The sequence below is a fragment of the Streptomyces sp. NBC_01235 genome (genome assembly GCF_035989285.1).
Classification (GTDB): Bacteria; Actinomycetota; Actinomycetes; order Streptomycetales; family Streptomycetaceae; genus Streptomyces.
Map to the genome: position 1 here is coordinate 2,461,025 of NZ_CP108513.1, position 11,595 is coordinate 2,472,619.

The 11,595-nt window shown below is 74.6% G+C and carries 11 protein-coding genes; 5 read left to right on the forward strand and 6 right to left on the reverse strand.

Features of this window, described 5'->3' with window-relative positions; translation table 11 throughout:
• Positions 1-17: 17 nt before the first annotated feature.
• The 3 genes from OG289_RS10470 to OG289_RS10480 are packed head-to-tail and all read left to right on the forward strand — an operon-like array spanning position 18 to position 2,289.
• Complete coding sequence (locus OG289_RS10470) at positions 18-794, forward strand: LamB/YcsF family protein (RefSeq protein WP_327313738.1); 777 nt, start codon at positions 18-20, stop codon at positions 792-794.
• A 2-nt stretch (positions 795-796) separates the two neighbouring features.
• Positions 797-1,423, forward strand: a complete 627-nt coding sequence (locus OG289_RS10475; RefSeq protein WP_327320636.1) for a 5-oxoprolinase subunit B family protein — start codon at positions 797-799, stop codon at positions 1,421-1,423.
• Positions 1,420-2,289 carry a biotin-dependent carboxyltransferase family protein gene (locus OG289_RS10480; protein ID WP_327313739.1) on the forward strand — a complete coding sequence of 290 codons (870 nt, stop codon included), beginning with the start codon at positions 1,420-1,422 and terminating at the stop codon, positions 2,287-2,289. The genes OG289_RS10475 and OG289_RS10480 overlap by 4 nt, the downstream gene beginning before the upstream one ends.
• A 31-nt stretch (positions 2,290-2,320) precedes the next feature.
• Here the strand turns inward: OG289_RS10480 and OG289_RS10485 are convergent, their stop codons facing one another.
• From OG289_RS10485 to OG289_RS10505, 5 genes are all read right to left on the reverse strand, one after another.
• Entirely contained in the window at positions 2,321-3,217 is an 897-nt protein-coding gene (locus OG289_RS10485; RefSeq protein WP_327313740.1) for an SGNH/GDSL hydrolase family protein, read from the reverse strand.
• On the reverse strand, positions 3,214-4,485 hold the full coding sequence (locus tag OG289_RS10490; RefSeq protein WP_327313741.1) for a glycosyltransferase: 1,272 nt from the start codon (positions 4,483-4,485) through the stop codon (positions 3,214-3,216). The genes OG289_RS10485 and OG289_RS10490 overlap by 4 nt, the downstream gene beginning before the upstream one ends.
• Complete coding sequence (locus OG289_RS10495; RefSeq protein ID WP_327313742.1) at positions 4,482-5,609, reverse strand: glycosyltransferase family 4 protein; 1,128 nt, start codon at positions 5,607-5,609, stop codon at positions 4,482-4,484. Before OG289_RS10495 ends, OG289_RS10490 begins: the two co-directional genes overlap by 4 nt.
• A gap of 217 nt (positions 5,610-5,826) precedes the next feature.
• Entirely contained in the window at positions 5,827-7,248 is a 1,422-nt protein-coding gene (locus tag OG289_RS10500) for a HEAT repeat domain-containing protein (RefSeq protein WP_327313743.1), read from the reverse strand.
• A 323-nt stretch (positions 7,249-7,571) separates the two neighbouring features.
• Positions 7,572-7,964, reverse strand: coding sequence for an ankyrin repeat domain-containing protein (locus OG289_RS10505; RefSeq protein ID WP_327313744.1), 393 nt, complete (start codon positions 7,962-7,964; stop codon positions 7,572-7,574).
• A 261-nt stretch (positions 7,965-8,225) separates the two neighbouring features.
• Between OG289_RS10505 and OG289_RS10510 the strand changes: the two genes are divergently transcribed.
• Positions 8,226-8,420 carry a hypothetical protein gene (locus tag OG289_RS10510; protein ID WP_327313745.1) on the forward strand — a complete coding sequence of 65 codons (195 nt, stop codon included), beginning with the start codon at positions 8,226-8,228 and terminating at the stop codon, positions 8,418-8,420.
• A 40-nt stretch (positions 8,421-8,460) separates the two neighbouring features.
• Complete coding sequence (locus tag OG289_RS10515) at positions 8,461-10,023, forward strand: hypothetical protein (RefSeq protein ID WP_327313746.1); 1,563 nt, start codon at positions 8,461-8,463, stop codon at positions 10,021-10,023.
• A 71-nt stretch (positions 10,024-10,094) separates the two neighbouring features.
• Here the strand turns inward: OG289_RS10515 and OG289_RS10520 are convergent, their stop codons facing one another.
• Complete coding sequence (locus OG289_RS10520; protein WP_327313747.1) at positions 10,095-11,594, reverse strand: SCO1417 family MocR-like transcription factor; 1,500 nt, start codon at positions 11,592-11,594, stop codon at positions 10,095-10,097.
• Between the last annotated feature and the right edge of the window lies 1 nt (position 11,595).

Genomic DNA, 11,595 nt, shown 5'->3' on the forward strand with positions numbered 1-11,595 from the left:
GGAGACACGAAACAACCATGACCGCGACGACCGCGACGACCGCGATCGATCTGAACGCCGACCTCGGCGAGGGCTTCGGCCGCTGGCAGCTGACCGACGACGAGCAACTGCTGTCCGTCGTCAGCAGCGCCAACGTGGCCTGCGGCTTCCACGCCGGGGACGCGGCCACCATGCGGCGGGTGTGCGAGCTGGCGGCCGAGCGGGGTGTCACGATCGGCGCGCAGGTCTCCTACCGGGACCTGGCCGGGTTCGGGCGGCGCGCCATGGACGTACCGAGCGCCGAACTGGCCGCCGAGGTGGCGTACCAGATCGGCGCCCTGGAGGTGTTCGCCCGGGCGGCGGGGGCGCGCGTGGCGTACGTGAAGCCGCACGGCGCGCTCTACAACCGGGTCGTGCACGACGAGGAGCAGGCCGGCGCGGTGGTCGACGGGGTCCTCCTCGCCGACGCCGCGCTGCCCGTGCTCGGCCTGCCCGGCTCGCGTCTGCTGGAGCTGGCCCGCAAGGCGGGGCTGCCGACCGTCCCGGAGGCCTTCGCGGACCGCGCGTACACCGAGGAGGGCACGCTCATGCCGCGCGGCCGGGCCGGGGCGGTGGTCAGCGACCCGGACGCCGTCGTGGAACGGTCGGTGAGCCTGGCCCGCCTCGGACGGGTCACCTCCCACGCGGGGTCCTCCATCGAGGTACGCGCACGTTCCCTGTGCCTGCACGGCGACACGCCCGGCGCGGTGGAGCTGGCCCGCAGGGTCCGGCGCCGTCTGGAGCAGTCGGGCGTGCGGGTGGAGGCCTTCGCATGAGCCTGCGCGTCCTGCCCGTCGGCGACGACGCCCTGCTCGTCGAGGTGGCCTCGGGTGCGGAGGCCGAGGCCCTGCACGCGGAGCTGCTGCGCCGTCGCGCGGCCGGTCTGCTCGATGCCCGCGAGATCGTCCCGGCGGCCCGCACCGTACTCCTGGACGGCCTGACCGACCCCGGCCGGCTGGCGTCCGAGCTGGCCGCCTCCGAGATACCGCCCGCTCCCCCGCGGGAGCAGGACGTCGTGGAGATCCCCACGCGTTACGACGGCCCGGACCTGTCCGAGGTCGCAGCCCACTGGGGTGTCCCGGAGCAGGAAGTGGCCCGCATCCACGCGGCCGCCGAGTTCCGGGTCGCCTTCTGCGGGTTCGCGCCCGGCTTCGGCTATCTCACCGGCCTGCCCGCGCGTTACGACGTCCCGCGCCGGGCCACCCCGCGCACCGCCGTACCGGCGGGTTCGGTGGCGCTGGCGGGACCGTACACGGGTGTGTACCCGCGTTCGTCGCCGGGCGGCTGGCGGCTGATCGGCACCACGGAGGCGGTGTTGTGGGACCACGCGCGCGCACCTGCCGCACTTCTCGCGCCGGGCACGCGCGTGCGCTTCGTCCCGGCGGGCCCGGTGGGAGCGGCATGAACGACCGCGCGCTCTGCGTCGTCCGCGCCGGGGCGCTCACCACCGTCCAGGACCGGGGCCGTCCCGGACACGCGCACCTGGGCGTGCCCCGTTCCGGTGCGCTGGACGTTCCCGCGGCGGCCCTCGTCAACCGGCTGGTGGGCAACCCGCCCGACGCGGCCGTCCTGGAGACCACCCTCAACGGCTGTGCCCTCAGGCCGCGTTCCGACGTGAGGGTCGCGGTCGGGGGCGCGCCCTGCCGGGTCACGGTGGACGGCCGGCCGGCCGCCTGGGGCGCACCCGTGCGCGTGCCGGCCGGGGCGGTGCTGGACGTCGGACCGGCCGTCTCCGGGGTACGCGGTTATGTGGCCGTGGCCGGGGGCATCGCCGTCGAGCCGGTCCTCGGCAGCCGCTCCACGGACCTGCTCTCGGGCCTGGGCCCCGCCCCGCTCACGGCCGGCACGGTCCTGCCTCTGGGACATGAACTCGCCCCGCACGCGCGCGTGGACGTCGCTCCGCAGCCCGCGCCCCCGGCCGAACTCGTCCTGCGGGTGACGCTCGGCCCACGCGAGGACTGGTTCACCCCGGACGCGGTCCGCGCCTTCACCTCGCGCACGTTCCACGTGGCCTCGGCGAGCAACCGCATCGGGCTGCGCACCGAGGGGCCCGCCCTGGAGCGTGTGCTGAGCGGGGAGCTCGCGAGCGAGGGCATGGTCCTGGGCGCCGTACAGGTGCCGCCCGCCGGCCGGCCGGTGGTCTTCCTGGCCGACCACCCGACCACCGGGGGCTACCCGGTGATCGGGGTCGTCCGCGCGGCCGACCTCCCGGCCGCCGCCCAGGCCGCACCGGGAACGCCGGTCCGCTTCGTGGCCGTACGCCGACGGTGACGCCGCCGTCGCCGACGACGCCCAGGGCGCCTCAGGCGGCGTCCGGCTGCCGTTCCGCCACGGACAGCGCGGCGAGCGCGGCGGACACCGCCGTGGAGGCCCGCAGGTCGAGCCGGGCGCTCGTGCCCCGCGCGCGGTGACGCATCTCGTCGGCGGCCAGGGTGAGCAGTTGCGGGAGCAGGTCGGTGCAGCGCCGGGCCACCCAGCCGGTGCCCGCGGTAGCCAGCCACCACAGGCTCGCCGAGGTCGTGGGCGCCGGGAACTCGGGGTCGGGCGAGGGCGCGGGCCCGGTCGCGAGGCCCGCCTGAGCCAGCAACGCGTGGAAGCGCACGGCCAGTTGCCGGTGCCCCCGTTCGCCGGGGTGGAGCCGGTCCGCGCTCCACATCGCCCGGTCGGTGAGCCAGGCGCCCTCCGAGGCGTGCAGGTGGACGGCGCCGTAACGCTCGGAGAGGGCGTGGACGACGGTGTTCACGGCGCGCTGCCGCCGGGCCAGCGGTCGGGCGAGGGCTCCGGGCAGCCCGAGGGTCCCGCCCGGGTCGGGCAGGCACGCGGTGAGCAGGACCGCCCCCTGCTCGGCGAAGGCGCCGTACACCGTGTCGAGCCGGGCGGCCACGGCATGGATGTCGAAGGTGCAGCGCAGGGTGTCGTTGACGCCGACGACGACGGAGACGATGTCGGGCCGCAGCTCCAGCCCGGCCGGGAGCTGCCGTTCGAGCACGTCCCGCGTCTGCGCCCCGCTGACCGCGAGGTTGGTGAACTCCACGGCCGCGGCGGGCCCTTCGCCGCCGTCGGCCCCTTCGAGTGTTTCGGCTTCCTTGGCGAGCCCCCCGGCGAGCAGCGCGGCCCAGCCGCGCCACCCGTCGTCCACGGGATCCCCCACGCCCTCGGTGAGCGAGTCCCCGAGGGCGACGAAGCGGACGCGTCTCATCCGAGGCCTCCGGGCACGAAGGGGCGGACAGGTGCGACGGACGGTGCCGGTGCGGAAGCCGATGCCGGTGCGGGCGGGTCGTAGGCATCGCCGCGAACGGGCGGCGTCGCGTCGTGCGCGGCGAGAAACGCGTCGACCGCCGTCCCCCAGCCGAAGCACTCCGCACGCGCGCGTGCCGCCTCCCGGCGGGCCTCCAAGGGACGCTCCAGGAGGCTCTCCACGGCTTCCGCGAACGCCTCCCCGCGGTCGGCCGCGGTGGCCCCCGCGGCCCCGATCACCTCGGGGAGCGCGGAGGAGGCGCTCGCTACGACGGGGGTCCCGCACGCCATCGCCTCCAGGGCGGCGAGCCCGAACGTCTCCGCGGGCCCCGGTGCCAGGCACACGTCGGCGGAGGCCTGGAGCGCGCCCAGCGAGCCGCGGTCGGAGACGTGCCCCAGGAACGTCACCGGCAGCCCGCGCTCCCGGGCCCGCTGCTCCAGCCGCGGCCGCAGCGGGCCGTCCCCCGCGACGACCAGCACCGCCCGCACGCCGCGCCGCCGCAACGCCTCCAGGGCGTCCAGCGCCGTGCCGGGCCGCTTCTCCACGGACAGGCGGGTGCACATCACCAGCAGCGTCTCGTCAACACGCGCGTGGACGGCCCGCAGTCCGGCGTCCCGCAGGGCGGGGTGCCGTTCGACGAGGTCGACGCCCAACGGCGCCCGCACCACGTTCCGCGCGCCGATCCGTACGAACTCCCGCTCGGCGAACTCGGTGGTGCACACCACGCGCGCGTACGTGTGCGCCGTACGGAGGTTGAGGGCGTCGGCGACGCGCCCGGCCGCTCGTTCGGGCACGCCCCAGGTGCGCAGCACGCCGTCGGCGGTCTCGTGGGAGACCATCACGGCGGGCACGCGGGCCCGGCGCGCCCACTTGCCGGTCCAGCGCAGCGTCGTGCGGTCGGAGACCTCCAGACGGTCGGGGGCGAGTTCCTCCAGCAGGCGGGCGACACGCCGTTTGTCGGTGAGGACGCGGTAGCCGCCGGTGCCGGGCAGGAGCGGACCCGGCAGGGTGATCACCCGGCCCTGTTCGGTCTGACGGTCGCCGACCCTCTCGCCGGGCACGATCAGGACCGACTCGTGGCCGGCCGCGCGGTAGCCCTTGCCGAGCTCGCGCAGGGCCGTACGCAGCCCGCCCGAGGCGGGGGCCACGAAGTTGGCGAGGCGCACGATCCGCAGGGGCCCAAAGCTGGTGCCGGCGGCGCGGCCCGGGCCGCTCGTCCCGGGGTTCATGCCGCCACCACCAGTCGACGCGCGGCGAGCACGTCCTCGTAGTGGCCGATCAGCCGGTCGCCGACGGCGGCCCAGGTGCGCCCCTCGACCGTGGCCCGCCCGGCAGCGCCAAAGGCGAACCGCTGTGCGGGGTCGGCGGCCAGGGAGGCCACCGCCTCCCGAACGGCGGCCGCGTCGCGCGGCGGGACGAGCAGGCCGGTGCGCCCGTGGGCGACCAGGTCCAGGGGGCCGCCCGCGGCGGGCGCGATCACCGGGACCCCGCTGGCCATGGCCTCCTGGACGGTCTGGCAGAACGTCTCGAAGGGGCCCGTGTGCACGAACACGTCCAGCGAGGCGAAGAGGCGGGCCAGTTCGTCGCCGGTGCGCTTGCCCAGGAAGACCGCACCCGGCAGGGTCTCCTCCAGACCGGGCCGGCTCGGCCCGTCGCCCACCACGACGACGCGGACGCCGTCCAGCCCGCACGCGCCGGCCAGGAGCTCGACCTGCTTCTCAGGGGCGAGCCGTCCGACGTAGCCGACGATCAGCTCGCCGTTCGGGGCGAGCGACCGGCGCAGCGCCTCGTCGCGCCGGTCGGGGCGGAAACGCACGGTGTCCACGCCCCGGGGCCACAGCTTCACCCGGGGCACACCGTGCGTGTCGAGGTCGTGCAGGGCCGCGCTGGAGGGGGCGAGGGTGAGGTCGGCGGCGGCGTGGACGGACCGTATTCGGCGCCAGGCCGCCGCCTCGCCGGCGCCCATGTAGGTGCGGGCGTACCCGCCCAGGTCGGTCTGGTAGACGGCGACGGCGGGGATACCGAGCCGTGCGGCGGCGGCCATGCCACGGACGCCGAGGATGAAGGGGCTGGCCAGGTGCACCATCTCGGCACGGTGCTCGGCGATGGCCGCGGCGACGCGTCGGCTGGGGAGGGCGACGCGGACCTGGGGGTAGCCGGGGAGCGGAAGAGAGGGGACTCGGACGACGGGGCAGGGCGCTTCGGCGTCCGGCCCGGTCCCGGCGGCGGTGGCCGGGGCGACGACGACGGGGGCGTGACCGCGATCGACGAGGTGTCGGGCGGTCTGGAAGGCGCAATGGGCCACGCCGTTCACGTCGGGGGGAAAGGATTCGGTCACGATGACGACACGCATACCCGTGTTGTCGCCGTCCTGGACGTGGCCGCGTCAAAGTGGATCTTTCCGAAACACAAACGTCCCATGAGCGTTGCGCTGCGCAGCCCCTACTCACCGGGTGCGTACCGTGCAGGTCGGACGGTGTCCATGCCCGTCGGCCCCACTGGCCACCGGGTGTTCACCCGTCGGGCGGGCCGCCGCCAGGCTCCCCTCGGGCGGCGGCCTGCCCCGGTGTTCACATGGCGGACGCCGCGTCCGGTCCGATCCGGCTCCGTACGGCCGTCTGGACCTCCGCCTCCTCGGCCGGGTCGGCGGCGAGCCGGCGCAGGCGCTCCACGACCCGGGCGTCACCGGTCTCGGCGTGCCGGGCGGCGATCTCGCGGGTGCCCTCCTCGCAGTCCCAGAGACACTCGACGGCGAAGCCGGCGGCGTAGGAGGGGTCGGTGGCGGCGAGTGCGCGGGCACAGCGCCCGCGCAGATGGGACGAGGCCGTCTCGCGATAGATATGGCGCAAAACCGGTGCCGCGCAGACGATGCCGAGTCGTCCGGCGCCGTCGACGAGGGTCCACAGGCTCGGCGCGTCGCAGCCCTCGCCGCGCACTGCCTCGCGCAGGGCGCCGAGGACCAGGTCGCTGTCCTGGGCGCCACCCCGGCAGGCGAGCATGCGGCCGGCGGCGGCGCCCAGGGCGTCGGGCCGGTGGACCCAGCCGCGGGCCCGGTCGACGGCGGCGACGCTGCGCATGCGTTCGAAGGCGTCGACGGCGGCCTCCACGACGGCCGTCGAGCCGGCGCCGACGGCCTGTTCGATCAGGACCGGGGCGTCGGGATCATTGCAGTCGGCGAGGTAGCGCAGGGCGGTGCAGCGGGCTCCCTCGGCGCCGTCCTTGGCCGCCTGCACGATCTCCGGGCGGTCCTCGGGCCCGGCCACGGCGGAGAGGCAGCGGGCGGCGGGGACATGGAGCGCGGCTCCGCGTTCGACGCCCTGCTGGGCCCACTCGAAGACGGCTCGCACGCTCCAGCCGGGCCGGGGTCCGCCGGGACTCATCTGCCGTTGCCAGCGGTCGAAACAGCCGGCCTCATGAGCGGCACGCACGCGCGTGGAGATGTGGTCGCGGGGATCCTCGGCCCACAGCCTCCAGGGCCGTGGTTCGAAGGCGTCCCGTACGACGGCGGCGAGTTCGGCCTCGCCCTCGGCGTCGGTGGCGAACCGGGCGAGCACGGGCGCGGCCAAGGCGCGCAGCCCGGCGTCGTCGTCCCGCAGGGCGAGTTCGTCCAGCGCCCAGGCCCAGTTGGCGCCCGAGGCGGCGTACCTGCGCAGCAGATCGAGGGCGTCCCGCCTGCCGTAGGAGGCGAGGTGGCCGAGGACGGCCAGGGCGAGGCCGGTGCGTGACTCCTCGGTGTCGAAGACGTCCTCGACGTCGAAGAGGTGGGCCTCGATCTCGTCCAGCTCGCCGTTCAGGTCGAGGAAGAGACGGGCGTAGTACAGGGAGCGGTTCTCCAGCTGCCAGTCGTGGCGAGGGTCCCGCAGCACGCAGTGGTTCAGCGCCGCGAGCGCCTCGGCTCGCGGGGCGGTGAGCGCGTGCAGCGTGCCGTCGCCGCGGCCTCTCTGGAGCAGGCCGAGCAGCGTACCGCTGGGCGCTATGACCGGATCGAACATGGGAAACAGCCTCACATCAAGCGTCGACGCAACCGGGGACGTGCATTACCTGGCCGCGTGACAACACGTCGGGGCGCCCGCCGTTTCCTGCTTGCTGTAGACCATTTTCCTCTGCCTCTCGTCGGTGGCCCATGCGGACCGCATCACGGCCCGCGCGGTGCGGCAACACCTGCCCAGCCATCGCGTCCGTGAATCACGACGTCATGATGACCCGGCTGTTCTACCTGCCGCGACCGAAATTTCCGGCGGCCTTGTACCGCCTCCCCCGTGGTCGTTGACTTACCTGGTCAGGAACTTCTTCCGACCTGCTCAGGAGCGTCGGCTCAGTGCGCGCCGAACAGCTCCAGCAGCTCGGTCTTGGCGAACATGCGGGCCGTGTCAACGGCCGAGGGCGTGCCCTGGGAGGGGTCGGCGCCGGCCTCCAGCAGGGCCTTGATGACGTCCGCCTCGCCCTTGAACACGGCTCCGGCGAGCGGGGTCTGGCCTCGGTCGTTGATCCGGTCGGCCTCGGCGCCGCGGGCCAGCAGGGCCCGGACCGCGTCGGCATGGCCGTGGTACGCGGCGAGCATCACGAGCGAGTCACCGCGGTCGTTGGTCAGGTTGGCCGGAACGCCCGCGTCGACGTACGCCACGAGCTCCTCGGTCTGCCCCTGACGGGCCAGATCGAAGATCTTGGTCGCCAGCTCCACGACCTCGGGGTCGGGGGCTTCAGTCATCGGCCGGACCGCCTCTCGCTACAACCGTTCGGGTGAATCGCCAGCGTACTGGCTCGTCGGACACATGGCCGGTCCCGTCGGCGGCAAAGATCACGGGCAGACCCGTTCGACACGACTCCCCTGCTCAGGCGCCCGCCAGACCTGCGGCCACTTGGGGGAAATCCAATGAATTTCACCCAGTTGCACCTTTTATCGTATGGATACATCCTGTGATCCTGGAAGTACTCATGGTGACTGTCCCCGCGAACCAGGAGAACTCACATGATCCTGTCCATGTCAGGCGTAGTCCTGCTCGGCATCATCGTCTTCCTCTTCTTCCGCAAGGACGGGCTCAAGGCGTCGCACGCCTGCGTCTCGGCCCTGTTCGGGTTCTACATGGCCAGTACGGCCATCGCCCCGAGCATCAAAGCCGGCGGCGAGAGCCTGGCCAGCCTCCTCGGCGGCATCAAGTTCTGACGCCGCACGTCCCGTCCGTACGCACCATCAGGAGACAGCAGTGGCCCGGCGCCCCCTCCCCCGCATCCTGAGCACAGGCAGCGCGCAGATCGCCCGGAGCCGGGAGCTGGCCCGGACGGCGGCCGACGGCGCCACCGATGTCCTCCATCCGCTGATCACGATCACCCGCGGACTGCGCCGGCTGGCCTCGGCCGGGCGGCGCAGGTGGGCCGAGACCCCCAAGGACAAGCGCGGGCCGCTGCTGTTCCTGACGGCCTCGGTGATCCTGGTCGTGGTGCTCGTGCCGTACGGCCCGCTGCTCGCCGTCATCACCCTGATGGCGGCGGCGGCCTGGCAGGGCAGGGACCGCACCCCACCGGCTCCCGAAGGCCCTGACGAATCGCAGACCCAGCGACTCCAGGTGCTGTACGAGGCCCTGGTCCCGTACTTCTCGACGGCCGAAGACCCTTCTCCCCTGTACGCACACGGCGGCGAGTGGGAGAAGGTCTTCCCCACGCAGGAGTTCGACGACTCGGACCGCGTCACCCACCTCGTGATCCGCTACCCGGCCTACTTCCCGGACGGCGAGGCCTCCTCGCGCGCGCGGATCGAGCAGCTGCTCGCCGCGAAGTCCGGCCGCGGCCGCGAGTACCTCTTCGTCTGGGACGAGGAGGGCAACGAACTCACGGTCAGCGTCCTCGCCCCCCTCCCCACCGACATCGCCGCCCAGCGCTTCGTCACCGCCCCCGGCGAGACGGTCCTGGGCTTCACCGACCCCTCCCGGGTCCAGCGCACGCTTCCCCTCGCCTTCGGCGAGGATCAGCGCGACGTCCCGCCGGTCGTCTGGCGCACCGGCATCCGCTCCACCGAGCCGCACCTGCTGGCGGTCGGCCAGCCCGGCAGCGGCACCTCGACCCTCCTGCGCTCCATCGCCCTGCAGGCCGTGCAGTACGGCGACGTCCTGATCGTCGAGGGCGGAGGCACCGGCGAGTACGCCTGCCTGACCGGCCGGGACGGCGTCCTGGGCGTCGAGGTCGGACTGGCCGGGGCGCTGGCAGCCCTGGAGTGGGCGGCGGGCGAGACGGAGCGCCGGCTCATCGCCGCCAACCACGCCCGGCAGGCGGGCCACACGCCGCCGGACGACACCAAGCGCCCCCTGTGGATCGTCCTGGACCGTCCCACCGCCTTCACCCACCTCGCCGACGCGGACGGCCACAAGGACCCGCAGTCCCTCCTCCAGGTCCCCCTGCGGCACGGCCGCGCGGCCGCGGTCACCGTGGTCGTGGCCGAGCAGTTCGACGCCCTGGACTACCTGAGCGACGCCGTACGGCAGCACACACGCGCGCGTGTCGTGCTGGGGCCGGCGTCCAGGCAGCAGCTGGAGACGGTGCTCGGCGCACCCCCGCACACCACTCCCGTCGACCAGGTCCCGCCGGGGCGCGGATACGCCCGTCTGGGGTCGGGTCCGGTGCACCGGCTACAGGTGCCGGCGACTCCGGATCCCTACGACGACGCCACGAGCGACGCCGATCGGAATGGGGTGCTGGATCTCCTGCCGCCGCGGTCCGCGCCGGCCGACACGGAGTCGCTGCCGGTGCCGGTCGAGGCCGTGGTCGCGGAGTAGCGGAGCACCGGTTCCCACGCGGGCGGGTGACGCACCCGCCCGCGCCCTCATGGGCACAGCCCTCCGCGCCCCTATGCGACGAACGTGCGCGGCCCCTCGCCGCCCGCCGTGCCCCCGCTCTCCACGATCCGCGCTGCGGCGGCCAGCCGCGCGGCCGCCTCCTCCGCGACCGCGCCGCCCACGGTGAACGGCAGCCGCACATACCCCTCGAAGGCGCCGTCGACCCCGAACCGGGGCCCGGACGGCACCCGAAGGCCCACCCGCTCCCCCGCCTCGGCGAGCCGCGAGCCGGAGAGCCCGCCCGCCCGCACCCACAGCGTCAGCCCACCCCTGGGCACGACGAACTCCCACTCCGGCAGCTCCCGCCGCACCGCCGCGACCAGGTCGTCCCGGTTCACCCGGGCCTGGGCGCGCCGCAGCTCGACGGCCTGTTCCCAGCCGCCGGTGCTGAACAGCCAGTTCACCGCGAGCTGCTCCAGCACCGGGGTGCCCAGGTCTGCGTAGGCGCGTGCCGCGACGAGACTGCGGATGACGTCCGGAGCCGCCCTCACCCAGCCGATGCGCATCCCGGCCCAGAAGGCCTTGCTCGCGGAGCCGACCGTGATCACCGTCGACCCGGCGGGGTCGAAGCCGCACACGGGCCGCGGCATCTCGACATCGTCGTCGAGCCACAGTTCGCTCATGGTCTCGTCGGCGACCAGGACCGTCCCGGCCGAGCGGGCCGCCTCCACGAGCCGGCGCCGCTGGTCCTCGTCGGCGAGCGCGCCGGTGGGGTTGTGGAAGTCGGCGACGACATAGGCGATGCGCGGGGCGGCCTCGCGCAGGACCTGGCGCCAGCGGTCCATGTCCCACCCGGCGAGCCCCTCGGCCATCGCGACGGGCACCAGCCGGGCGCCCGCCTCCCGCATCAGCTGAAGGATGTTGGCGTAGGAGGGCGACTCGACGGCGATGCGCTCGCCGCGCCCGCCGAAGAGGTGACAGATGGCGTCGATGGCCCCCATCGCCCCGGTGGTGACCATGATCTGCTCGGGCATCGTCGGTATCCCGCGCGCGGTGTACCGCTCGGCGATCATCGCGCGCAGCGCGGGCAGGCCCGCCGGGTAGTCGCCGTGCGTGTGGGCATACGGGGGCAGCTCCTCCAGCGCGCCCTGTACGGCGCGAGTGAGCCAGGGCTCGGGCGCGGGAAGGGCCGCGCAGCCCAGGTCGATGATGGAGCCGAGGGCCTCGGGCGGGAGGGGCTCCAGGCCGCGCGCCGGGACCGGGTTGCCCGCCGGGACGGCCGTCCAGCTGCCCGCGCCGCGCCGGGACTCCAGGAACCCCTCCGCGCGCAGCGCCTCGTAGGCGGCGGCGACGGTCGTGCGGCTCATGGAAAGGGCGAGGGCCAGTTCCCGTTCGGCGGGCAGGCGGGCGGCGACGGGGACGCGGCCCTCGAGCACCAGCAGCCGAACGCCGTCGGCGAGCGCGCGGTAGGCGGGCGGGCGGCGCGTCCCGGGGCCCGCCGGGCGGTCCTGCTGGGACTTGAGCAGCCGCGCGAGCTGGGCGGCCCCCACCGCTGAGGTCCACTGCGCCATG